Here is a 22,840-nt window from a genome sequence, read left to right as displayed (position 1 = left end):
GTCATGCTTCATTCCTCGGGGATCGATTCGACGGCTGCTGGCCCTGTGCCGGTGCGCAGCTGGCGCGTCACGACGGCGGTCCGGGTTTTCGCGCTGGCGCTCGTGACAGGCACGCTTCTTAGCAAGGGCCAGCTCGAGGAGGCCGCCCCGCTGCTAGGTGCGATGGTGATCATCGCCGGCGCCTGCTCCGCCCTCGAGTGGGGGTCTCTCGACCGCCGCGTGCCGCTCATCCCCGTCTCGGAGACCGCCTTGGTGGGGCTCATCCTGACGAGCGCGCCTCCCCACGGCAGCCTGATCGCCTACGTCGCGGTGCCCACGATCGTGGCGGGTGTCCAGCACGGGTTCGTCACGACCCTCAACGCCGCGCTCATCGGCGCCGTGACCTGCATTGCGGTCCTCTCCGCCTCGTCCGACCCGGACCGTGCCTCGCGGCTCGCAGCGGTCGCCCCGTGGCTGCTCACCGGTCTCGGCGCGGGCCTGTTGGCGAGCTGGCAGTCACGGTCGGCTCGCGACCTCGGCAGCCGGATCGCCCCCTATGTCGCAGCCCATCACCTGATGGCGCAGTTGCACGGGCTGGCAAGGCAGGGCGCCATCGGTCTCGACAGTTCCATGCTGGCATCCGAGCTGGGAGCGTCGCTGCGGGCTGCCACCGGTGCCGACCGGTGTGCTGTCTTCGTCCAACGCAGTTCGGGGACGATGACACTGGTCTCGTCATACGGAGATGCCCGGGGGCTGCTCGACCACATCGGCGCGTCGCCCGACGACCGAGTGCCAGGGATCGTGGTCATCCCCCTAACCCGGGCAGGAGGACGGACCGGCGTTGTCGTCCTGGCTGGGGTGGCGAGCTGGTCGGAGGACCTCGTCGCGGAAACCACTGCGATCGCCGCCGAGTTCGCGCTACGGCTCGACACCGCCGTCCTCTTCGACGACGTGCGCTTCATGGCCGCGTCTGAGGAGCGCAATCGGATTGCCCGTGAGATGCACGACGGCGTCGCGCAAGAGATCGTCGCCCTGGGCTACGTCGTCGACGAGATCGAGTCGGTCTCGCCCGACGCCGAGACGCGCGCCCTCGCCGTCTCGCTCCGCAAGGAGATCAGCCGCGTCGTCACCGAGCTGCGCCACTCGATCTTCGACCTGCGCCACCAGGTCGGCGACCTCGAGCTGTCCGGTGCGCTCGCGGAGTACGCCCAGGCGGTCAGCAGCGACACTGACTTGCGGGTGCACCTCGTCCTCGACAGCACCGGCCCGCAGCTCCCCGCCCGTACACAGTCCGAGGTCCTCCGCGTGGCGCAGGAGGCCATCGGCAATGTCCGGCGCCATGCCAGAGCCGCGAACCTCTGGGTCAGCTACGTGTCCGACGGCTCGAGCTTGCGCCTAGAGGTAGCCGACGACGGCATCGGAAACGCCGTCCCACGCGAGCGCCACTGGGGACTTCAGACAATGCAGGAGAGAGCCGACGGCATCGGTGCCCAGCTCGCCGTCACTCCCCGGCCCGGCGGCGGCACCGTCGTATGTCTCCTGTCCCGACCGCACGCCGCCTCCGAAGGGACCAGTCGCCGTGAACACCACAATCCTGCTCGTTGACGACCACGAGCTGATCCGTCAGGGTCTAGCCCGCGCCTTCGAGCGCGACGGCGCCACAACTGTTGTTGGCCAAGCCGGCAGCGTCAACGACGGTGTTGCCGCCTACGAGAGTCTGCGACCCGATGTTGTGGTTACCGACCTCCAACTCCCCGACGGCCACGGTCTCGACGTCGTGCGCGCGATTCGCGCGCAGAGCGACACGACCGGGCTGGTCGTTCTCACGATGCACGCCGGTGACGATCACATCTTCGCAGCCATGGAAGCCGGTGCGTCTGCTTTTGTGGGTAAGGACAGCAAGGCCTCCGAGGTGCTCAGTGCCGCCAGGCACGCTGCCGTTGCTCCGCGCACGTTTCTGTGCACCGGCCTGAGCGCTGCGATGATGCGTCGGGCAGCCGCTCCCAGCACGCCACGGTTGTCCGCAAGGGAGGAGGAGGTCCTCGCCCTACTCGCGGACGGCCTGGGCACGGGCGAGATCGCCGGTCGGCTCTACATGAGCGAGTCGACAGCGAAGACCCACATCACGCACATCTACCAGAAGCTGGGGGCGGCCAACCGCGCCCAGGCACTGGTCACCGCGATGCGGATGGGCATGCTCGACCACCTCGCCCCGCAGCGCTTCTGAGCACCGCGCCGTCCCGGCGGCCCCTTCGCGCGACACGTCACACAGAGGTCTTCCGTCCACGCATTAGCGACCGCCGCGGATCGTCTAACGCGTGACTCCACAGACGTGCGGGTGTTGGGGAGACAGCAACCCGAAGTGCTACACAACCTGGTCCCGGGAGGCTTCACGGAATAGTCACAAGGGACTACCGATCCGCGGCCGATCACCCGATCCACGGACCGCGCCGCTGATGAAGACTTCTCTTGTCGGGTCCGAGGGGGCTCGGACAATTGCACACCACATCTTCCGACCAAGGGGAACACACAATGCAGCTCATCGAGAACTTCCTGAACCTCATGCTCGCCAAGCGCGGCGAAAAGGGTGCCACCGCCGTCGAGTACGGCCTCATGGTCGCCTTGATCGCCGTTGCGATCATCGCCATGGTCACGACCCTGGGCGGCAAGCTCGGCGCCCTCTTCACCGACATCGCCACCCGGCTCTGATAGCCGTGGAAGGGGCCGGCGTCCGATGACGTCGGCCCCTTCGCCATTCCCACCAGTCGAGAGGAACGCCCATGAGCGTCTCGCCCCGTGAGTCCGACGACCGCGGCGCCACGGCCGTCGAGTACGCCCTGATGGTCACCTTCGTCGCCCTCGCGATCATCGCCGGCGTCACCGCCTTCGGCATCAGCGTGGGGAAGCTCTTCACGATCCCCGCCGGTGTCCTGGGGCCGTGACCAGCACCACCCGACCTTCTTGAGGGCGACCGCATGACCGGTCGCCCTCAGCCGCGTCCATGACTCGTCGAGGGTCTCCCCCGTCAGGTCGCGCCTCGCCCCGGCAGCGTCATCGGACCAGGTCCCCCAGTCGCTCCTGCCAGGCCCGCACCAGCGCGGGCTCGGTCAACGTGGTCGTCCCCAGTGCCAAAGCCGGTGCACTCCCGGCGGCAACCACCTCGCGGTGGAGTTGCACCAGCCGCTGCTCCCCCAGCCGCTCCGAGATGATCCGGCAGGCCAGCCAGGCCTCCTCGTAGCGGGCCTGCAGGTCGCGCCCGCGGGTATCGAAATCCGCTGCCGTCGGCAGTGCATCCGGGACGCCGTCGCGCCTCGCCGCTGCGATGGCGCGGCCCAGGGTGACGCGGTCCGGCAGCCGGGTGTCGCGGAGGGCGACGTAGTCGGCAAAGCCCTCCAGCAGCCACGGCTCCACCGGCCGTCGTACGGCATCGGTCGCAACGTGCACCAGCTCATGGCTCATCACGACCTGCGCCCCGACACGCCGCAGCCCGTCGGACACCGCAGGATTCACGAACACGTGCACCGGGCCGTCGAGATCGGCAGGGTCTCCCGCAGGCGCCGTCACAGCGGCGATGCCGGCGTACGTCCCGGGCTCGGCGCCGAGCGTCTCGTCGAGCTCTGCAGCGCTGGCGGGGACCTCGACCACGACGGGCGACCTCCAGTCCGGCAGCACCCGTCGTACGACGTCGATGCCCCGCACGGCTCGTGCCGCCGCGGCCTCTGCGACGCTCGTGGGTCCGTCAGCCATGACCAGGACGTCGCCCGTCCGCGCCACGGACAACCGCCCGCGCAGCCACAGCGGGAGCCGACTGCCGTCTCCTGCGGACGCCTCGAAGCCCGCGATGGCGAGCCCGTCGCCGTCCGGGGCGAAGCGCACCGCGACGTCGCTGCGTGCGGGCTCCTCGTCGAATCCCTCCAGCTGCCACGTGAGCTCCGCCGAGCCGGTCCACGAGCCGTCTGCGGAGACGGTCCCCACCTGGTTGACGTAGCGCGCGCTGACGGAAGTGAGCGCGAGTGCCCGCACGTTGCTCGCGATGCCTGACAGCAGTTCCTGCGACGCCGGCATGCCAGCGGGCGACAGCGCCTCCAGCGCGTCCCGGTCCCGCCCAGCGACGGCGTCGACGAACGCGGCCAGAGCGGCTGCGGCCTCCGCCGGACTCGCACGCGGCGTCGCCGCGGGCGGCTTCGGCGCGACCTCCCGACGTCCGTCGCGCGTGACCACGACGGCCGCCAGGACCGCCACGAGCAACAGCGAAAGGCCGGCCGCCCACAGGAGTGGACGACCGGCCTTCGAGCCGTGCGTGTCAGCCAGGGCGGACCGCGCCGACGTAGGGCATCGAGTAGAGGCCGGAGACGGCGACGCCGGTGCCGGGGTTGGCGGCGTGAACGATCATGCCGTTGCCGATGTACATGCCGACGTGGCTGATCGGGCTGTAGTAGAAGACCAGGTCGCCGGGCTGCAGGTCGCTGGCCGCGATGCGCGGGCCGGAGCTGAACTGGGCGCTGGAGGAGTGCGGGAGCGACACGCCGGCCTGGGCCCAGGCGCGCATGGTGAGGCCGCTGCAGTCGAAGGCGTTCTCGCCCATGGCGCCGTAGACGTAGGCGTCGCCGACCTGGGCCATCGCGTACTGCACGGCTGCGGCGGCGCGGCCGGATGCCGGGACGGAGACGGAGGCGGGCGGGCGGGTCGTCGTGCCACGCGAGGCGAGCACGCGGTCGCGCTCCTCGGCCTCGAGGTCGGCGAGGAGGTCCTTGGCCTCGGCGAGCTTGTCGTCGACGGTGTCCTTCTCGGTGCTCAGCTGGTCGGTGAGCTCCGCGATCTCCTTGGTGCGGGCACCGGTGGCCTCACGGCGGATCTCGAGGGCGGCGAGCTCGGTGTCGTAGTCGGACAGCAAGGAGGCCTGGAGGTCGTTGAAGGACGACATCGTGGAGAGTGAGTCGAGGAAGGCACCCGGGTCCTCGGACACGACGATCTGACCGACGGTCGAGATGCCCTCGCCCTCGAGCTGGCGGACGACGGCGTCGGAGACCTGGTCGCGAACGTCGTCGAGCCGCTCGTCCTGGCGCTCCTGGTCGGCCTTCAGGCCGTTGAGGTCACGACGCAGGTCGGCGAGGTCGAGCCTGGCGTCGTGGAGGCGCTCCTGCGCCGCCTCGGCCTCGTGGTAGAGGCGGTCGACACGGGCTTTGACGTCCTGGATGTCGGGGTCGGCCTGCGCAGGTGTCGCGGGCACGAAAGCGATGGCAGCGATCGCGGAGAGACCAAGAACGGTCGCACCAACTCGCTTGCGGGGGTGAGCCACGAGCGGGGGAACTCCTCGGGGTGTCGTACGCCTACCAGGTGAGCTGACGGGTTCGGCCACGACCGGCCTACCTCTGCTCCTCGCGCCGCTCGCGCAGCGCGCCTCACAGAGGATTCACCCCAGGGGGAAGTGTGGTTCCCCGGCTCGTGGACCACGGGTGATGCGGGGGTGTGGTCCACGACTCGGCGCGACGCCCGCGCGGGCCGGGTGACCCACTGCCACGGACGTCAGCCCACACCCTAGACCGACGACAGAGTCGTCGCCAATCTTTGGCCCAATCCGATGAAGTCGTGTCCGTCCCGTCAGGCCGACTCGATGACCGGACCGGCCACCGGCTCCACGAGCCGCAGCGGTGGGACCAGCCCTCCTGAGGCCAGCACGTCGAGCGCGGCCATCTCGTCGTCGTCGATGGTCAGCTCGGGGGGTGGGCCGAGGAGCACCGTCACCACGCAGTCGTGGCAGTGCAACCCGCGCACCACGCAGGTGTCGCAGTCGATCCGTGTCGTCATGTCCCGAACGGTGACAGGAGCCACCGACAACGCACCTCGGGCGTGTCGAACCGGCTCCGGCCGTCACCCTCTGACGTAGCAGATCCACGACTCCGTGCACTGGCGCGGGACGAACGCCGGATCTCCTGCCATCAGCTCGGCCTGCGCCGAACCCTCCTCCACCACGACCACGTCCGATCCCGCGATGGCGGCCGCTGCACCGTCGGCTCCGTCCAGGAAGTCGAGGTAGGCACCCTGGACCGGATGGCTGAAGGCGTCGAGCGGGTTGCCCGCCCACAGGGTCACCCCCGCGACCGCCAAGGACTCCGACAAGGGCGCCGGCGCCAGCACGACGCGGTCGCCGGCTGTGGCGGCAACGGCGTCCACGACCTCCGGGGGCGCCCCCAGCACCGCGTCGCCGCGCATGACGACGACGGGCAGGGCAAATGCCAGCGCGATCCCCACGACGAGCGCAGCCTCCCTCAGCGACGGCAGACCGCGCTGCTCGTGATCCGCCCGCCCCGAGGTGACCGCGCCGCCGGCGAGCACGACGAGCAGCATGAGCAACCAGGTGCCGTGGCGCGCAGCGCTCGCAGTCGCCAGACACAGGCCGAGCACCGCGACGTACTCCCAGGGCTGCCGTCGCGAACGCACCCAGACCAGGCCCAGTGCCACCGCGGACACGACCATGACCACGTCGAAGGGCATGTCCACGCTCGGTCGGGCCCAGAGGCCCGTCCCACGCTGGGCGGAGACGTTGTCGAACACCTCGGCGTAGTAGAGCGGTGTTTGCCAGAACTGAGGTGTCGCGCACAACGCGAGGAGGCTGCACGCACCGACCGCGACGCTCAACCCGGGGTCCGAGCGGATGCGGTCCACGACCAGGTAGGCGCCGAGCACGCACACGCCCAGCAGGGCAGCTCCGTGGAGGTTGCCCCACAGCGCCACGAGCGGGACCGCCCACCAGATACGGCGGTCCGGGCATCGAGCCTGGCTCGAGACGAGGGCCACCAGCAGGGCGAACGGCACCATGGACAGGGTCTGGGCCCGGACGATGCCGAAAGTGGCCAGCGCCCCTGCTCCCAGCAGCACGAGTGCGGTCGCGGTGTAGTGGTCGCTGGCACCCCGAGACCGAGCCGCGCGAGCCAGCACCAGGAGCGTGACGGCGACGACCACCATGTGCGCGAGCACCGTGGCCCTCGCGCCCAGGTCGTGGACGATGGAGGCAACGAGCTGGGCGAGCACGGGAACGTTGTGCCAGCCGGACGTGTCACTGGCGGCGAACGGCACCCCCTCGGGCACCCGCATGGTGACCCGGATGACGTCACCCATCGCCACCAACCAGTCCCAGTCACCACCGACGCGCACGAACAGCCCGAAGAACGCGGTGACCAGGACCATCGAGGCGACGGTCCAGCGCCACGACGTGTCGACGCGAGACGCCACGAGCGTGCTCATCCGATGAGGCCCTCGAGCGCCGCGCTGGGCACCACCCGCGCACCTTCCCGTGCCACGTCGCGCGCGACCGCCTGGTCGCCGGTCACCACGACGACCACACGCCCGCGGGGCTCCACCGCGACGAGCTGACGGATGACGTCGTCGGCGATGACCCCCTCCGGGCTGAAGACCACACGGACGCCACGCGGGGCGGGCATCGCCGTACGCACCGTGGACTCCGCTGCGTCGAACACAACGGTTGTCTCCGCCCCCGTCCTCGCGACCAGAGGACCCAGCGCAGCGACCAGGCGGCTCCGCTGGGCCTCGAGGCTGGCGCTCGGCCACCGCTGCTTGGTGACGTTGTAGCCGTCGATTACAAGACGGGCACGTGGCAGGGCGAGGGTCTGCTCGAGCAGAGCCGGCGAGGCCGGCGCGCTGGAGGCAGGTGCCGCATCGACGCCGGCCAGAGCCGACTCCACGGCGTCACCCGGATTGCCGCTCACGGCGGGGAGGGCGAGCTCGCGCCGGAGTCCCGTCGCGGCGTCGACCACCGCATCGAGGAGCAGCCGGGCCCGGATGCTTGCGGCGTCGCGCTCCGAGCGGGTGTCGCGACGACTGGCCGCCGCGCTGGACTCGGCCTCCTCGAGCTGCGCTCGCAGGCGTCGTACATCTGCCTCCGCGGTGCGCGTCGAGGCCTCCGCCGTCGCGACCGCCTCGTCCCGGGCGGCGATCGCGGCGTCGCGCGCCTCTTCCGCGGCGCGCAGGACGCTCCGCGCCTCGCCCAGCCGCTGCCGCAGCACCTTGTGGTCGGCCTTGGCGCGCTCGAGCTCCTTGCGGTGCTCGGCACGCAGGCCGGCGAGCTCGGCCTGCAGCGCGGCCACCTGCGCGGTCAGGCGCGCATGCTCGACGTGCGCATGCTCGTCGCGGGCCTCCTCCTCGGCGAGCGAGTCGACGACTCCTTCGACGAGGGTCTCCCAGCCCTCGTCCCTGACGAGCCAGGCGCGGGCAGCGGCGTCGACCGGATCGTCCACCGACGCCTCGACGGCCGCGACCTGGACGGCCGCGTGCTCGCGGAACGCGTCGTCGCCGAGCGCTGCCCAGATCGCCCCGCCCCCGAGCCGGGCACGGCGGGCGGGCGCGAAGCCCGCGACCTTGCGCAACGCAGGCGGAACGGGGCTGATGGACGGCAGGACTGCCGAGACCAGCGCCACCACCCTCAGGCGGAGCCGCTCCGGCAGGGCGGCGGGGTCGGTCACGGTCCGTCCGTCACCCGGCAGCCGGGTCTGCGGACGTGTCGGCCGACGCGCGGTCCACGACCTCGATGGCGTCGCTCCGGCCGCACCAGCGGCAGGAGACCGACTCGACCGCCTCGGATCGCACGGTCTCCTCCTCGACCTGGTGGTCGCCGGCGAGGTCGAAGTGCCAGTACTCCGTCGTACGACGGGTGCGGGTGACGTCGAAGCGGGTGAGGTTGCCGCAGCCTGCGCAACGCCACCGCTCGCCGTCGCCGGGAACGCGGAGTGCGCTGGTCTGCTCGGGCACGTGGTCTCCTCGGTCGTCGGTCGCCTCTGCGTGGAGGCGCGGTCAGCGTAGTCCGCGCGCCTCGGCGTCGATGTCGGATCCCACGTCTAGCGTCGGCGGACATGAGCACCACCGCCCACCGTCCGACGCGGGACAGGTCCCGCTGGGAGGCGCAGCGCAGCTTCGACGAGCTGGGGCGGCCGCTGCGTGAGCTCACCTTCTGCGTGGTCGACCTCGAGACCACCGGCGGTTCCGCCGCAGCCGGGTCGATGATCACGGAGATCGGGGCCGTGAAGGTTCGCGGCGGCGAGGTGCTGGGCGAGTTCCAGACGCTGGTCAACCCGCACACCGAGATCCCCACGTTCATCGCGGTGCTCACGGGCATCAGCAACTCGATGGTCCACGACGCCCCGCCGATCGAGTCCGCGCTGCCGGCGTTCCTCGACTTTGCGGAGGGCTGTGTCCTCGTCGCGCACAACGCGCCGTTCGACGTCGGCTTCCTCCAGCACTTCGCGCGCCAGCAGGGGCGGCCGTGGCCGAAGTTCGAGGTGCTCGACACGGCCAAGCTCGCCCGGCGGGTGATCACCCGCGACGACGCCCCCAACTGCAAGCTGTCGTCGCTGGCCAAGGTCTTCGGCTCGACCACGACGCCCAACCACCGCGCCCTCTCCGACGCCAGGGCCACGGTGGACGTGCTGCACGGGCTGATGGAGCGCCTCGGCGGGCTGGGCGTCCACACCCTCGAGGAGCTCCAGACGTTCTCGGCGCGGGTCAGCACGGCCCAGCGGCGCAAGCGCCACCTCGCCGAGGGGCTGCCCCACTCCCCCGGCGTCTACCTCTTCCGCGACGACCGGTCGCGCGTCCTCTACGTGGGGACGTCGAGGGACCTCCGCACGCGGGTCCGCACCTACTTCACCTCGTCGGAGACTCGCACGCGGATGGGCGAGATGGTCGGTCTGGCCGAGTCCGTGACCGGGATCGAGTGCGCGACACCGCTCGAGGCCGAGGTGCGTGAGCTGCGGCTGATCGCCGAGCACAAGCCGAAGTACAACCGCCGGTCGCGGTTCCCCGAGAAGGTCCACTTCCTCAAGCTGACGCGTGAGGCGTGGCCGCGCCTCTCCCTCGTGCGCAAGGTGCTCGACGACGACGCCGACTACCTCGGACCGTTCTCCTCGAAGAAGACGGCCGAGAAGTGCCTGGCCGCGCTCCACGAGACCTTCCCCGTCCGGCAGTGCAGCGGACGACTGCCGCTCACTCCCTCGCGGTCGGCCTGCGTGCTGGCCGAGATGGGTCGCTGCCTGTCCCCCTGCGACGGCTCCACCGACGCCTCGACCTACGCGGCGATCGTGCGCCAGCTGCGCGACACGCTGCTGCGCAGCCCGCAGGAGGTCGTGGAGGCGATCAACCAGCGGATGACCGCCCTGGCCGAGCGTGAGCGCTTCGAGGAGGCGGGCGTCCACCGCGACCGGCTCGCGACCTTCGTCCGTGCCGCGGCCCGCACCCAGCGACTGTCGGCGCTGACCCGCTGCCCCGAGATCGTCGCAGCGCGGCGGGAGGACGACGGTCGCTGGGCGGTGCACGTCGTACGCCACGGCCGTCTCGCCGCGGCCGGCGTCATCCCGCCCGGTGCCGACGCCCATCAGTACGTCCGCGAGCTCACCGCGAGCGCGGAGACGGTCCACGGAGCACCGGGACCGGTGCCGGCCGCCACGGCCGAGGAGACCGAGAAGATCCTGCGCTGGTTGGAGTCACCGGGCGTGCGACTCGTGGACGTCGACGGTGAATGGATCTGCCCGCTCGGCGGCGCGGCCCGACACCTGGCTCTCTACGACGCGGCCAACCAGTCCCGCCTCTCGCTTGTGCCCTTCGACGAGCAGCGCCTGCCGTCGCCGGTGCACCGACCGGTGCGTTGATCGTCAGTCGAGCCCGATGCTGAAAGCCGACTCGAGGTCATGCTTGGAGTAGGTGCGGAACGCGATGTGGGTCTCGGTCTCGCTGACGCCTTCGACCTTGTTGAGCCGGTCCGCGACCACCGCGGCGACGTCCTCGTGCTGTCGGACCCGCACCAGGGCGATGAGGTCGATCTGTCCGGTCACCGAGTAGACCTCGCTGACTCCCTCGAGCGACGCGATCTCCTCCGCGACCTCGGGGATGCGTGCGACGTCGGCCTTCACGAACACGATGGCGGTGATCATGGTTCCACCGTATCTGCCTCTTCGGGGCGGCCCCATGTCCGCGGACAAGCCCTTAGCGTTCTTCCCTGGTGCGAGCTGATGCGAACGTCTGACAGCCATGACGAGTTCATGCTTACCTTGCCGCCTGGCGTCCGTTCCCAAACGTACAAGCAGCAAGATCGAAAGAAGAGTCGTGCAGCCACAAACGATCGCTCGTGAATGCGTGACCATCTCCCGGTCCGTCAGCCCCCGAGCCTTCGCTTCAGTCCTAGCCGGCGTGCTACTGCTCCAACTTGGTTGGGCTATCGCACTGCCGATGCTGCGTGGGGCCGATGAGATCGAGCACGTGAAGAAGGCGTCGGGCATCTCGACGGGTGAGTTCCTCTCGGCTGCGGTCCCGGTAGAAGGCGACATAGTTGAAGTTCAACGCGACGTGTGCCTGCTGCTCCACGACGGCTTCGATCTTGCTGCCTGCGAACCGGTCGAGGCTTCGCCTTCGGAAGAGAGCGAGCACTCGTCGACCGAACTCATGAACACCACTGCTGCGCTGTCCAATCCTGTCTGGTACGTCGTCGTCGCCCCGGCGTCGTGGCTGCTCGATGGAGCCGCAACGGTGTGGGGCATCAGAGCGATCGGCGCAGTCATCTGTGCGCTGCTCATTACGTGGGCAGTCATCTTGAACAGCACGATCCGGGCACCACACCGCAGCTCACAGTGTGGGGTGATGCTGTGCCTCACTCCAGCCGTTATCTATGCCTCCACGGTGGCTGCGCCCAACGGCGTGCACATGGCCTCCGCCCTACTCCTGTGGGTCGCGCTGCTGACAACAGATGACCACCGCCACAACGCGTGGGCGATCTGTGTCGCGGGGGCGACAATGTCAGTGACACACACCCTTGGCCTGTTCTGGCTGACGTGCGCCGTGGCGAGCCTCGCGCTGTTGCGCGGACGAAGGCACGTGCTGAGTCTAGGGCGAAACCTCGTGAAGTCGCCCGCCGCCCTAGCTATTCTCGTCGCGACGATCCTGTTCGCTCTCTCATGGATCGCCGCTGTACGTCCTAACGACCCCACGCGCGGGGGAGGTGACCCGCTGGCCGAGAGCACGAAGGACATCCCGGCGATCGCTCACGGGGTGGTGTGGATCATCCAATTGGTGGGCACCATGCCGTATCGGTTCAACTTCTTGTGGTTCATCGTCTACGGATTGTGGTTCGTCGTGTTCGCGGTGTTCCTCGCGCGATCTCTGCAACGGGCCGAAGGTCGCGAACGACTCACGATGGCTGCCGTGACGACGGTGGGCGTGATCATTCCTATCGCCGTGACGATACTGACGTACGAGGTGCACGGCTATGCGTGGCAGGGAAGATACGAGCTGCCCCTACTGTTCGCTGTACCGCTCATCGCGGCAAGTGTCAGACAGACACCTGGTCCACGGGACTTCAAGTGGGCCGCGGCTCAAGAGGTCGCCACTGGGTTGGCGATGGGACTCGGCGCCACGTGCTTGGCCGTCGCCACAGACTCAGGCCCCGCCCTGGCAGTTTGCGCCGGTATCCTGGCGCCACTTGGCTGGTGGATGATGTGGGAATCATCGCACGCCTCGACAATGTCCGACGCAAGACGCCGGCCCGCCGCGTGGTCCAGGGATCAGGACAGCAGTACTGTCCCGCCGTGACCTGGCTCGCTGACCACTGGCTCGACGTCCTCGGATGGGGCGGCAGCGCGCTGCTCGTCTATTCCCTCCTCCAGGCGAGCGTCCTCCGGCTGCGCGTGCTCAACGCGATCGCGTGCCTGATCCTCATCGTCTTCAACGCGGCGCTCGAGGTCTGGCCCATGGTCGGCATGAACCTCGTCCTCGTCGCCATCAACGTGTGGTTCATCGTCCGGCTGCTGCGGGACCGCCACGACGAGACCGCCTTCGAGGTCCTAGAGGTCGGTCCCGCCGACGAGTACCTCCGTCACACGCTGCGTGTGCATGGGGCCGACATCCTCAAGTTCAACCCCACCTTCGTCCACGACCCGTCGGACGACCAGGACGCCTTCCTGGTGCAAAAAGGCGACGAGACCGTTGGCGTCGTGCTCCTTCGCAAGGACGGCGACACGGCCGACGTCCTGCTCGACTACGTCACGCCGCGCTTCCGCGACTTCTCCCCCGGCGAGTTCGTCTGGCGCAAGAGCGGGCTCCTGGCCGATCGCGGGATCCGCCGCGTGGTGACGCCGCCCGGGATGGTCGGCGCCTACTACGACCGGTTGGGCTTCCGGCGCGAGGGCGAGTCGTACGTCCTCGAGCTCTGACTCAAGCTGACGTCGCCGCGACCCACCGCTCGAGCGCAGCCTGGGCCGCGCCGGAGTCGATCGCCTCGGAAGCCTTCGCGGCTCCAGCCTCGAGAGCGGAGCCCACTTCGGCGTCCGGTGCGTCGTAGACCGCGAGCGCGGCACCCGCGTTGAGCACCACCGCGTCACGCACGGGTCCCTGCTCACCGGCGAGGAGGCGTCGTACGACGTCGGCGTTGTGGGCGGCGTCGCCGCCACGGAGGTCCTCGGTGGTCGCCCGGGCGATGCCGAGTGACGCCGGATCGACCGACGACTCGGTGACAACGCCCTCGTGGACCCGCCACAGGGTCGAGGTGGTGGTGGTCGTCAGCTCGTCGAGGCCGTCGTCACCGCGGAAGACCCAGGCGTCGACGCCGCGGCCGGCCAGCACGCCCGCCATGACCGGTGCCATCCGCGCGTCGGCGCACCCGATGGCCTGTGCCTGCGGGCGGGCCGGGTTGGTGAGCGGGCCGAGGATGTTGAAGGTGGTGGCGATGCCGAGCTCGCGGCGCGGCACGGCCGCATGGCGCATGGCGGGGTGGAACGCCGCGGAGAAGCAGAAGGTGATGCCGGCCTCCTCCGCGACCTCCGCGACGCGCGCGGGTGGGAGGTCGAGCCGGATGCCGAGCGCCTCGAGGACGTCCGCCGATCCTGACTTCGACGACGCCGACCGGTTGCCGTGCTTGACCACGCGGGCGCCGGCGCCGGCCGCGACGATCGCGGACATCGTGGAGATGTTGACCGACATCGAGCGGTCACCGCCCGTGCCGACGATGTCGAGGAGCCTGCCGGGCACCGAGATCGGGTTGGCCGCGGCGAGCATCGCGTCGGCGATGCCGGTGACCTCCTCCACGGTCTCGCCCTTGGCGCGCAGCGCGACGACGAGTCCGGCGAGCTGGACCGGGGTGGCCGCTCCGGCGAAGACCTCGTCCATGGCCCATCGCGCCTGCTCGGTCGTCAGGTCGCCACCGGCGACCAGCGTGGAGAGGACGTCGGGCCAGGTGTGGGACATGGGGGTCAGGTTATCGGCGCCACCGTGCGGCGGCCCGAGGGGTTTCAGGAGGTGGCCGGCACCGACGACCGGAGCAGGCCGATGACGGCCTCGGCGAGCTGGATCGGGTCGAGCGGGTGCGGGACGGCGGCCTCGGCGCGCGACCAGGTGGCGAGCCAGGCGTCCTGCGGCCGGCCGGTGAGCACCACGACGGGCGGGCACTGGTAGATCTCGTCCTTGAGCTGCTTGGCGATGCCCATGCCGCCGGCGGGGACGGCCTCGCCGTCGAGGATCGCCAGCGCGATGTCGCCGCGGTCCATGTTCTGCAGCACGACCGGCTCGGTGGCGACCTCGACGTACTCGAGCTCCGGCAGGTCGGGGTGCGGACGGCGGCCCAGCGCCAGGATGACCTGCTGGCGGGTGTTCACGTCGTCGCTGTAGACGAGGACCTTGAGCGGGCGGTCGGCGGCAGCTTCAGTCACGAGACGCATGGTAACCGTCGTCACCCTCCCCCGGCGCCGAGGCATGCGTCACACCATCAGCCGGTCGGCGTACGCCGCTCCGCGAGGTCGAGCCGCCGGTCCTCCCGGGCCGCCTCCTTCATCGACGAGCGCACCCACTGGGTGAAGAGCACGGCGAAGAACAGGACCCCGATCAGGTCACCGCTGGCCCACAGGATCCCGCCGGCCAGGTGCTGGTCCTCGAGCGCCGGCGGCAGCCACGCGCCCATCGGCCCCTCGCGCAGCGCGAGGTAGTGCTCGCCGCCGATGAGCGTCGTCTGGCCCATGATCGTGACGCCCAGGAACGCGTGGAAGGGCAGCGTCATGAGCGTGAGGAGCACGCGGAAGGGATAGCCGACCCGGCCGGGCACCGGGTCGACGCCCATCAGGGGCCAGAAGAACAGCGTCCCGACCAGCACGAGGTGGATGTGCATCATCTGGTGGACGAAGGACGAGCTGAGGCTGGCGTCGTACCAGGGGCTGAAGTAGAGCGCCCATGGCGACGCGACGTAGAGCACGAACGCGAGCGGCGGGAACGCCAGGACCTTGGCCAGCCGTGAGTGGAGCACGGCCAGCAGCCACCGCCGGGGCGTCGCGGGCAGCGTGCGCAGGGCGAGGGTCACCGGAGCGCCGAGCGCCAGGGCGAGCGGCACGATCATCGACAGCACCATGTGCTGGACCATGTGCACGCTCAGGAGCGTGGTGTCGTAGATGCCCAGCCCCGACATGGTGGCGAAGGCGAACGAGCCCATCCCGAGCCCCACGAAGGCCAGCGTCCGGCCGACCGGCCAGCTGTCCCCGCGACGGCGCAGCACGCCCACCCCGAGGGCGTAGAGCCCGACGGCCCAGATCGTCACGACGAACGGGATCGGGTCGATCGACCAGTCCGTCAGGACCCGTCCGAGCGTGAATCTCGGGAGGACCTCGGAGGCGTCCGCAGAGAGGGCGAGGAGGGCGGTGGGCACGTTGTGAACTTTATGACGCCACAACACAGGGGGTCGGGGTGCCCCTCGTCGCCACCTACGGCCATAATGATTGCGTGGCGACAGCAACTGCGACGATTCCGGCCTCCCGTCTGCACGGGCACCACGACCGACCCAGCATGGTCAGCGTGGGCACGATCATCTGGCTCTCGAGCGAGCTGATGTTCTTCGCGGCGCTGTTCGCGTCCTACTTCACCATCCGTGCGGTGAGCCCGGAGCTGTGGGAGCAGGAGACCGCACTGCTCAACGTCCCGTTCTCCACCGCCAACACCGCGATCCTGGTCGCGTCGTCCTTCGCCTGCCAGTGGGGCGTCTTCGCCGCCGAGCGCGGCCAGGTCGGGCGCACCGGCGGCCTGCTCAACTTCACCAAGTGGGGCCTGCGCGAGTGGTTCATCCTGACCTACGTCATGGGCGCGATCTTCATCGGCGGCCAGGCGCTGGAGTACGCCGAGCTCATCGAGCACGGCGTCACCATCCCGAGCTCGGCCTACGGCTCGATGTTCTACCTGACCACCGGCTTCCACGGCATCCACGTGGCCGGCGGCCTGATCGCGTTCCTGTTCGTCCTCGGCCGCACCTACCTGGCCCGGCGCTTCACCCACGAGCAAGCCGTCACCGCCATCGTCGTGTCCTACTACTGGCACTTCGTCGACGTGGTCTGGATCGGACTGTTCTTCACGATCTACGTCATCCAGTAAGCACCCCCAGACAGCCAACACCGTCGCAACTGGCAAGGACTCAAAAGTGCGTTTGCTGAACCGAACCGCTGGTCGCCTCTCCCGGCACCGTCGGGGACCTCTTGCGGGTCTCGCCGTGCTGCTGCTGGGGCTGCTCATCAGCGGCTCCCTCTACACGGCCTTCTCCCCCGCCCAGGCTGACTCGCAGCCGAGCGAGACCGAGCAGGTCGCGCAGGGCAAGGAGCTCTTCCTGGCCAGCTGCGCGTTCTGCCACGGCCAGAACGGCGAGGGCGTGCCCACCGTCCGCGACGGCTACCAGCTCGGCCCCTCGCTGGTCGGCGTGGGCGCCGCCGCCGTCGACTTCCAGGTCGGCACCGGCCGCATGCCGATGGCGGCCCCGGGCCAGCAGGCCCCGCGCAAGCCGGTCGTCTTCAGCGACGAGGAGATCGCCGCGCTGGCGGCGTACGTCGCCTCGCTGGGCCCCGGCCCGGCCATCCCCAACGAGGCCGACTACTCCATCGACGACCTGTCGGAGGAGGAGCGCCAGGAGGCCATCTCCCGCGGCGGCCAGATCTTCCTGACCAATTGCACCGCGTGCCACAACTTCAACGGTGCCGGCGGCGCCATGCCTCGCGGCGGCTACGCGCCCTCGCTCCACGGCGTCGAGCCCAAGTACATCTTCGAGGCGATGCTCACCGGCCCCCAGCAGATGCCCAACTTCAGCAACGGCAACCTCTCGCCGGAGGAGAAGCGCGACGTCATTGCCTACCTCGGTAGTCTCGAGGAAACCCCCGAGTACGCCGGTTTCACCCTGGGCGGACTGGGTCCGGTCTCCGAGGGCCTGTTCGCCTGGGTGGTCGGCATCGGTGGACTCGTGGGTGCAGCGGTCTGGATCGCCTCGCACACGACCCGCAGCAAGAAGAGCAAGGTGAACGCGTGAGCAACGACAACTCCTCGACGCCGAAGCACCCGGTCAACGCGCCGGACGGCACCCCCGTGCCCTACGACACCCACGTGCCCACGCACCGCGAGGCCGAGCCGATCGCCGACCCGGGCCTGCCCGCCCACACGTGGCGCCCGACCGACGTCGACCCCAAGGCCGAGAAGCGTGCCGAGCGCCAGATCGCGGCGATGTTCATCGCGGCGATGATCAGCGCGATCCTGTTCGTGGTGGCCTACTTCTCGTTCGAGGTCGGCGACAACTGGGACACCTTCGCCGGTCTCGGTGCCTCCACGATCACCCTGGGCCTGACCCTGGGCATCAGCCTGCTGCTCATCGGCACCGGCATCATCCACCTGGCGCGCAAGCTGATGGCCGACCACGAGATGGTCGAGATGCGCCACCCGGCCGCGTCCCCGCAGGAGGATCGCGACGCCACCGTCCAGGCGCTCAACGACGGCCTGGCCGAGGCCGGCATCGGCCGTCGCCCGCTGGTGCGCAACACCATGATCGGCGCCGTCGGCGTGCTCGGGCTGCCCGCGGTCGTGCTGCTGCGCGACCTCGCCCCCGGCGACGCGCTCGACATCGACAAGCTCGGGAACACGATCTGGGAGCCCGGCATGCGCCTGGTGCGCGACGTGGTCGGCACGCCGATCCTCGCCAGCGAGGTCGAGATGGGTGACCTGATCAACGGCACCGCCGAGGCCATGTTCCCGAGCGAGGAGAACGGCTACCCCGAGCTCCACGGCGCGGAGGAGCAGGCCGAGAAGGCCAAGGCCGCCATCATCGTCGTCCGGATGGACCCCGACGAGATCACCCCGCTCGAGGGCCGCGAGAAGTGGACCGTCGACGGCATCATCTGCTACTCGAAGATCTGCACCCACGTGGGTTGCCCGATCTCCCTCTACGAGCGCACCACCCACCACGTGCTGTGCCCGTGCCACCAGTCGACCTTCGACCTCGCCGACCACGCTCGCGTGGTCTTCGGTCCGGCTGCCCGCCCCCTTCCCCAGCTGCCCCTAGCGGTGGACGACGAGGGCTACCTGGTCGCGCAGAGCGACTTCACCGAGCCCATCGGGGCAAGCTTTTGGGAGCGTGAGAAGCTGTGAGCACGGACTCCAGGATCGACACCAGCAAGGTCGCGACCAGCAACGGCACGACCGCTGCGACCGCGTCCAAGCCCGGCCCCGCCGGCTCGCTGGCCTCGTGGGCCGACGACCGCCTCGGCCTCGCCACGGCCATGAAGAAGAACCTGCGCAAGGTCTTCCCCGACCACTGGTCGTTCATGCTCGGCGAGATCGCCCTGTGGAGCTTCGTGGTCCTGCTGCTCACGGGTGTGTTCCTCACCCTGTGGTTCAACCCGTCGATGGGCCACATCACCTACGAGGGCTCCTACGACCAGCTGCGCGGCGTCGGGATGTCGGAGTCGATGGCCTCGACGCTGCACATCTCCTTCGACGTGCGCGGCGGCCTGCTGATGCGCCAGATGCACCACTGGGCGGCAGCGATCTTCATCGCCTCGATGATGGTCCACCTGCTCCGCGTGGCCTTCACCGGCGCCTACCGCAAGCCGCGTGAGCTCAACTGGGTCATCGGCTGCCTGCTGCTGCTGCTCGGCACGCTCGAGGGCTTCACCGGCTACTCGCTCCCCGACGACCTGCTCTCCGGCACCGGCGTCCGGGCGGCCGACGGCTTCCTCAAGGCGACCCCGGTCGCCGGCAGCTACATGTCGTTCCTGCTCTTCGGCGGCGAGTTCCCCGGCGAGTCGATCATCCCGCGCCTCTACATCATCCACGTGCTGCTGATCCCGGGCATCCTGCTCGCGCTGATCGCCGCCCACATGCTGCTGCTCGTCTACCACAAGCACACGCAGTGGCCCGGCCCCGGTCGCACCGAGCAGAACGTCGTCGGCTTCCCGATGCTGCCGGTCTACGCCGCCAAGGCGGGTGGCTTCTTCTTCATGGTCTTCGGCGTCATCGCCATCATGGGCGGCCTGATGTCGATCAACCCGGTGTGGAAGTTCGGCCCCTACGACCCGACCAAGGTGACGGCCGGCTCGCAGCCCGACTGGTACATGGGCTGGCCCGACGGCCTCCTGCGCATCATCCCGACCGGCTGGGAGACGGTGATCTTCGGCTACACGATCTCGTGGAACGTGATGCTTCCGATCCTCATCGTGCCCCCGCTGATGCTGGTCATCCTGATGCTGCTGCCCTTCATCGAGGGCTGGATCACCGGCGACAAGCGCGACCACCACCTGCTCCAGCGCCCGCGCAACGCGCCGACGCGCACGGCGGTCATGGTGTCGCTGATGACCTTCTACGGCCTCGCCTGGGCCGCGGGCGGCAACGACATCATCGCCATCAAGCTCGACCTGAGCATCAACCAGATCACCTACTTCATGCGCGTGGCCATCTTCCTCGGCCCGCTCCTGGCGTTCTGGATCACGCGGCGCTGGTGCATCTCGCTGCAGCGCCACGACAACGAGAAGCTGCTCCACGGCTACGAGACGGGCATCATCACCCGCTCCCCGGAGGGCGCCTACGCCGAGCGGCACCTGCCGATCAGCGAGACGTCCGCCTACACCCTCACCGCGCGCGACCGTGACGAGGTGTACTCGGTCGGGAGCGACACGGACGCCGCCGGCGTGGCAGCGCCCAACTCGCGCTCGGAGAGGCTGCGGGCCAGGCTCTCGTCGTGGATGTACAGCCACAACGTGCAGAAGCCCACGCGGGCCGAGCTCGAGGAGGCGCACCACCACGCCGAGCACGAGGCGGAGCTCCAGGCCGGTCTCGACCACCCGGTCGACGGTCACCAGTTCGACGACCACCGCCTGCGTGACACCGACGAGGTCCCGCTGCGCGACCACTGATCGACGCACCACACGCACGAGGGCCCGCCGGGAAGTGATCCCGGCGGGCCCTCTGCTCGTCCACGACGGCAACCGTGCCGCGGCTGAGACCGGTCAGTCGCCCTTGACGTTGACGAGCTGCCGCAGCACGTGGCGTACGTCCACGAGTTCCGCCGCGTCGGCCATCACCTGGTCGATGTCCTTGTAGGCCGCCGGGATCTCGTCGATGAACGCGTCGGAGTCGCGGTACTCGATCCCGACCATCGCGGCGCGCAGGTCGTCGGCGGTGAAGGTCTTCCGCGCCCGCGTCCGCGAGTACTCCCGGCCTGCGCCGTGGGGCGCGGAGTTGAGCGACACCGGGTCGCCCTTGCCGACCACGACGTAGGACGCCGTGCCCATCGACCCTGGGATGAGGCCGGGACGGCCCTCCTCGGCGTTGATGGCGCCCTTGCGAGACAGCCACACGTCGCGGCCGTAGTGGTGCTCGGGCTCGGTGTAGTTGTGGTGGCAGTTGATCTCCTCCACGCGCTCCACGACACCGTCGACCCACTCGCCGAACTGGCGCACGACCCGGTCCATCATCTCCTCGCGGTTGAGCAGGGCGTAGGTCTGCGCCCACTGCATCTCGCGGATGTAGGCGTCGAACTCCTCGGTGCCCTCCGTCAGGTAGGCCAGGTCGCGGTCCGGCAGGTCCTCGCCGGCGCAGAGCTCCCGGGCCACCGCGATGTGCTTCTGGGCGATCCGATTGCCCACGCCCCGCGAGCCCGAGTGCAGGAAGAGCCACACTCCCCCGGTCTCGTCCGCGGTGACCTCGATGAAGTGGTTGCCCGACCCGAGGGTGCCCAGCTGCAGGTCCCACCGCTGGGCGTACGACGCCGGGTCGAAGCCCGCCTCGCCCGCCAGCGCGCGTAGCCGCTCGAGCCGCAGCTCGGTGTGCTCGCGGCTGACCGTGCGGTTGGCGGCGCCGGCGTTGAGCGGGACGGCCCGCTCGATCGCCTGCCGCACCGGCGCACGGTCGGCGGGGAGGTCGTCGGTGGTGTACTGGGTGCGCACGGCGATCATGCCGCAGCCGATGTCCACGCCGACCGCGGCCGGGATGATCGCACCGAGGGTCGGGATGACCGATCCGACGGTGGCGCCCAGGCCGAGGTGTGCGTCGGGCATCAGCGCGACGTGCGGGTGGATGAACGGCATCGTGGCCGCGAGCTCCGCCTGTGCGCGCGTGTTGTCCTCGAGGATCGACGCCCAGCTGACGAGCGTCGGGGTCAGGTTCTCCATCGTCCTTCCTTCTGTGGGTGGGCCCGCGGGGTTGCAGGCCGACCCCGGACCCTACGTACCCGCAAAGGGCTTGCACCGCCCGTTTCCGGTGGCGTAGGGGCGAAGGAGCGGGATCAGCTGAGCGCCGAGCCCTTCTTCCACTCGGCGGGAGGGAGGTTCCAGTCGCCGTAGCCGTTCTCGAGCGTCATCTGGCGGTCGGTGCCGGTGTACTCCACGACGTCGCCGCGTCGGCTCATGGCGTAGAGCCAGCCCGCGTCGGCGGTCGACAGGCCGGTGCAGCCGTGCGACACGTTGGCGTAGCCCTGCGAGCCCACCGACCACGGCGCGGCGTGGATGAACTCGCCCGAGTAGGTGACGCGCATCGCCCAGCGGACGTCGTCGATGTCGTAGGCCTCGGGGCTGTTGCGGTTGATGCCGACCGTCTCGGAGTTCATCCGCCGGGACTCGAACTTCTCCATGATCACCTTCACCCCCGAGCGCGTGGTGAAGCCCGGCTTTCCGGTGGTGATCGGCAGCGTCCGGAGCAGCTCGCCGTTGCTGAAGACCTGCATCTGGTGGGTCTGCGCGTTGACCTTGTAGACGTGGGCGTCGCCGACCTGGAAGGAGACCTGCCGGTCCTCCTGGCCGTAGATCCCGCCGCCGGCGGGCAGGCTGTTGATGTCGAGGTCGACGGAGACGTCGGTGCCGGCCTGCCAGTAGCGGGTCGGGCGGAAGTGCGCCTCGCGGTCGCTCAGCCAGTACCACGAGCCCTTCTGGGCCGGCTTGCTCGTGACCGTCATGTGCTTCTCGAACAGGGCCCGGTCGGTGACGGGCAGGTCGAAGGTCACCACCACGGGCATGCCGACGCCGACGGTCTCACCGTCGAGCGGGGCGACCGAGGGGTAGGTGAGCTGGTCGAGGGTCAGGTCGACGGTGTGGAAGGCGCGGGTGCGCTCGACGGCCTCGCCGTCGGAGCGGGTCGCGGCGGCGGTGATGCGGTAGTCGGTGCCGGGCTCGAGGAGGCTCGTGGAGGTCCACGTGCCTCCCTCGACGCGGCCCTCGACCGGCCCGACGGCGGACGTGACGCGTACGTCGGACAGGTCGCCGCCGGTCGCGGACACGGTCAGCGGCTCGTCGATCGGCACGGAGCCCGCGTCGGTGAAGCTCGTCGTCAGCCGGACCGGGTCCACGGGGTCGGCGGCCTGCGTCGCGCCCGGCGCGTCGCCCTGACCGCCCGCGGAGTCGTCACCGGGCGTCGTCGGCCCGCTGCTGCAGCCGGCGAGGACGACGGACAGCGACAGGAGCGCCGCGGCGGCCGTCGTACGACGGTGCGCAGGACGCATGGAGCGGAGCGCGCGTGGGCGCATACGACGTGACCCCCAGGAGTGGCCCGCCCGAGCGGGCGGTGGAACGGAAGAACCCGTCCAGCGTAC

23 protein-coding genes and 1 riboswitch are annotated in these 22,840 nt (G+C 69.9%); of the genes, 11 read left to right on the top strand and 12 right to left on the bottom strand.

What is annotated here, in order from left to right:
• Window positions 1–3: 3 nt before the first annotated feature.
• The 4 genes from NCI01_RS05065 (at window position 4) to NCI01_RS05050 (ending at window position 2,921) form a co-directional block, all read left to right on the top strand.
• A complete protein-coding gene (locus tag NCI01_RS05065) occupies window positions 4–1,584 on the top strand; it encodes a sensor histidine kinase (protein WP_254180389.1) in 1,581 nt (526 codons plus the stop codon).
• A complete protein-coding gene (locus NCI01_RS05060) occupies window positions 1,559–2,206 on the top strand; it encodes a response regulator transcription factor (protein ID WP_254180388.1) in 648 nt (215 codons plus the stop codon). Before NCI01_RS05065 ends, NCI01_RS05060 begins: the two co-directional genes overlap by 26 nt.
• Before the next feature lie 305 nt (window positions 2,207–2,511).
• Entirely contained in the window at window positions 2,512–2,688 is a 177-nt protein-coding gene (locus NCI01_RS05055; protein WP_254180387.1) for a Flp family type IVb pilin, read from the top strand.
• A gap of 71 nt (window positions 2,689–2,759) precedes the next feature.
• Window positions 2,760–2,921: a Flp family type IVb pilin gene (locus tag NCI01_RS05050; RefSeq protein WP_254180386.1), complete on the top strand. Its 162-nt coding sequence runs from the start codon at window positions 2,760–2,762 to the stop codon at window positions 2,919–2,921.
• A gap of 109 nt (window positions 2,922–3,030) precedes the next feature.
• On the opposite strand, the gene NCI01_RS05045 is transcribed toward NCI01_RS05050, so the two are convergent.
• The 6 genes from NCI01_RS05045 to NCI01_RS05020 all read right to left on the bottom strand — a co-directional run bounded on the left by NCI01_RS05045 (window position 3,031) and on the right by NCI01_RS05020 (window position 8,745).
• Window positions 3,031–4,221, bottom strand: coding sequence for a hypothetical protein (locus NCI01_RS05045; RefSeq protein WP_254180385.1), 1,191 nt, complete (start codon window positions 4,219–4,221; stop codon window positions 3,031–3,033).
• Window positions 4,222–4,282: 61 nt separating this feature from the next.
• On the bottom strand, window positions 4,283–5,209 hold the full coding sequence (locus NCI01_RS22580) for a C40 family peptidase (RefSeq protein WP_254180384.1): 927 nt from the start codon (window positions 5,207–5,209) through the stop codon (window positions 4,283–4,285).
• Window positions 5,210–5,308: 99 nt separating this feature from the next.
• A riboswitch (cyclic di-AMP (ydaO/yuaA leader) is annotated at window positions 5,309–5,444 on the bottom strand.
• Between the two features lie 136 nt (window positions 5,445–5,580).
• The gene (locus NCI01_RS05035; protein WP_191196838.1) at window positions 5,581–5,787 is read right to left on the bottom strand and encodes a hypothetical protein; all 207 of its coding nucleotides are present in this window, start codon (window positions 5,785–5,787) and stop codon (window positions 5,581–5,583) included.
• 63 nt (window positions 5,788–5,850) lie between these two features.
• Complete coding sequence (locus NCI01_RS05030; RefSeq protein WP_254180383.1) at window positions 5,851–7,224, bottom strand: hypothetical protein; 1,374 nt, start codon at window positions 7,222–7,224, stop codon at window positions 5,851–5,853.
• Window positions 7,221–8,459: an NYN domain-containing protein gene (locus NCI01_RS05025; protein ID WP_254180382.1), complete on the bottom strand. Its 1,239-nt coding sequence runs from the start codon at window positions 8,457–8,459 to the stop codon at window positions 7,221–7,223. The genes NCI01_RS05030 and NCI01_RS05025 overlap by 4 nt, the downstream gene beginning before the upstream one ends.
• A gap of 10 nt (window positions 8,460–8,469) precedes the next feature.
• Complete coding sequence (locus tag NCI01_RS05020; RefSeq protein WP_254180381.1) at window positions 8,470–8,745, bottom strand: hypothetical protein; 276 nt, start codon at window positions 8,743–8,745, stop codon at window positions 8,470–8,472.
• 101 nt (window positions 8,746–8,846) lie between these two features.
• On the opposite strand from NCI01_RS05020, the gene NCI01_RS05015 reads away from it, so the two are divergent.
• On the top strand, window positions 8,847–10,637 hold the full coding sequence (locus tag NCI01_RS05015) for a DEDD exonuclease domain-containing protein (protein WP_254180380.1): 1,791 nt from the start codon (window positions 8,847–8,849) through the stop codon (window positions 10,635–10,637).
• A gap of 3 nt (window positions 10,638–10,640) precedes the next feature.
• On the opposite strand, the gene NCI01_RS05010 is transcribed toward NCI01_RS05015, so the two are convergent.
• Window positions 10,641–10,919, bottom strand: coding sequence for an Lrp/AsnC family transcriptional regulator (locus NCI01_RS05010; protein WP_254180379.1), 279 nt, complete (start codon window positions 10,917–10,919; stop codon window positions 10,641–10,643).
• A 97-nt stretch (window positions 10,920–11,016) separates the two neighbouring features.
• On the opposite strand from NCI01_RS05010, the gene NCI01_RS05005 reads away from it, so the two are divergent.
• Complete coding sequence (locus NCI01_RS05005; protein WP_302181609.1) at window positions 11,017–12,570, top strand: DUF2142 domain-containing protein; 1,554 nt, start codon at window positions 11,017–11,019, stop codon at window positions 12,568–12,570.
• Window positions 12,567–13,190, top strand: a complete 624-nt coding sequence (locus tag NCI01_RS05000) for a YgjV family protein (RefSeq protein WP_254180377.1) — start codon at window positions 12,567–12,569, stop codon at window positions 13,188–13,190. The genes NCI01_RS05005 and NCI01_RS05000 overlap by 4 nt, the downstream gene beginning before the upstream one ends.
• 1 nt (window position 13,191) lies before the next feature.
• Here NCI01_RS05000 and trpD read toward each other — a convergent pair whose 3' ends face one another.
• The 3 genes from trpD to NCI01_RS04985 are packed head-to-tail and all read right to left on the bottom strand — an operon-like array spanning window position 13,192 to window position 15,664.
• Window positions 13,192–14,220, bottom strand: coding sequence for an anthranilate phosphoribosyltransferase (gene trpD, locus NCI01_RS04995; RefSeq protein WP_254180376.1), 1,029 nt, complete (start codon window positions 14,218–14,220; stop codon window positions 13,192–13,194).
• A 44-nt stretch (window positions 14,221–14,264) separates the two neighbouring features.
• Window positions 14,265–14,681, bottom strand: a complete 417-nt coding sequence (locus NCI01_RS04990; protein ID WP_443689961.1) for an Rv3143 family two-component system response regulator — start codon at window positions 14,679–14,681, stop codon at window positions 14,265–14,267.
• A 56-nt stretch (window positions 14,682–14,737) separates the two neighbouring features.
• The gene (locus NCI01_RS04985; protein ID WP_254180374.1) at window positions 14,738–15,664 is read right to left on the bottom strand and encodes a cytochrome c oxidase assembly protein; all 927 of its coding nucleotides are present in this window, start codon (window positions 15,662–15,664) and stop codon (window positions 14,738–14,740) included.
• A 38-nt stretch (window positions 15,665–15,702) separates the two neighbouring features.
• Here NCI01_RS04985 and ctaE point away from each other — a divergent pair, with 38 nt between their 5' ends.
• From ctaE to qcrB, 4 genes are read left to right on the top strand one after another with little or no spacing between them, the layout of a single operon-like run.
• Entirely contained in the window at window positions 15,703–16,380 is a 678-nt protein-coding gene (ctaE, locus tag NCI01_RS04980) for an aa3-type cytochrome oxidase subunit III (RefSeq protein ID WP_443689960.1), read from the top strand.
• 46 nt (window positions 16,381–16,426) lie between these two features.
• Window positions 16,427–17,299, top strand: coding sequence for a cytochrome bc1 complex diheme cytochrome c subunit (gene qcrC, locus NCI01_RS04975; RefSeq protein ID WP_254180372.1), 873 nt, complete (start codon window positions 16,427–16,429; stop codon window positions 17,297–17,299).
• Window positions 17,296–18,408 (top strand): cytochrome bc1 complex Rieske iron-sulfur subunit, encoded by a 1,113-nt coding sequence (qcrA, locus tag NCI01_RS04970; protein ID WP_254180371.1) that lies wholly within the window; start codon window positions 17,296–17,298, stop codon window positions 18,406–18,408. Before qcrC ends, qcrA begins: the two co-directional genes overlap by 4 nt.
• Window positions 18,405–20,171, top strand: a complete 1,767-nt coding sequence (gene qcrB / locus NCI01_RS04965) for a cytochrome bc1 complex cytochrome b subunit (protein ID WP_254180370.1) — start codon at window positions 18,405–18,407, stop codon at window positions 20,169–20,171. Before qcrA ends, qcrB begins: the two co-directional genes overlap by 4 nt.
• A 93-nt stretch (window positions 20,172–20,264) precedes the next feature.
• Here qcrB and NCI01_RS04960 read toward each other — a convergent pair whose 3' ends face one another.
• Together NCI01_RS04960 and NCI01_RS04955 are read right to left on the bottom strand one after the other, a co-directional pair.
• The gene (locus NCI01_RS04960; protein WP_254180369.1) at window positions 20,265–21,428 is read right to left on the bottom strand and encodes an RtcB family protein; all 1,164 of its coding nucleotides are present in this window, start codon (window positions 21,426–21,428) and stop codon (window positions 20,265–20,267) included.
• 113 nt (window positions 21,429–21,541) lie between these two features.
• The gene (locus tag NCI01_RS04955) at window positions 21,542–22,750 is read right to left on the bottom strand and encodes a L,D-transpeptidase (protein ID WP_254180368.1); all 1,209 of its coding nucleotides are present in this window, start codon (window positions 22,748–22,750) and stop codon (window positions 21,542–21,544) included.
• Between the last annotated feature and the right edge of the window lie 90 nt (window positions 22,751–22,840).

Origin of the sequence: Nocardioides pinisoli, from assembly GCF_024199985.1 — a bacterium.
Taxonomy (GTDB): Bacteria; Actinomycetota; Actinomycetes; order Propionibacteriales; family Nocardioidaceae; genus Nocardioides; species Nocardioides pinisoli.
Note: the sequence above shows the minus strand (reverse complement) of the source record. Positions and strands in the feature narration are given on the sequence as shown.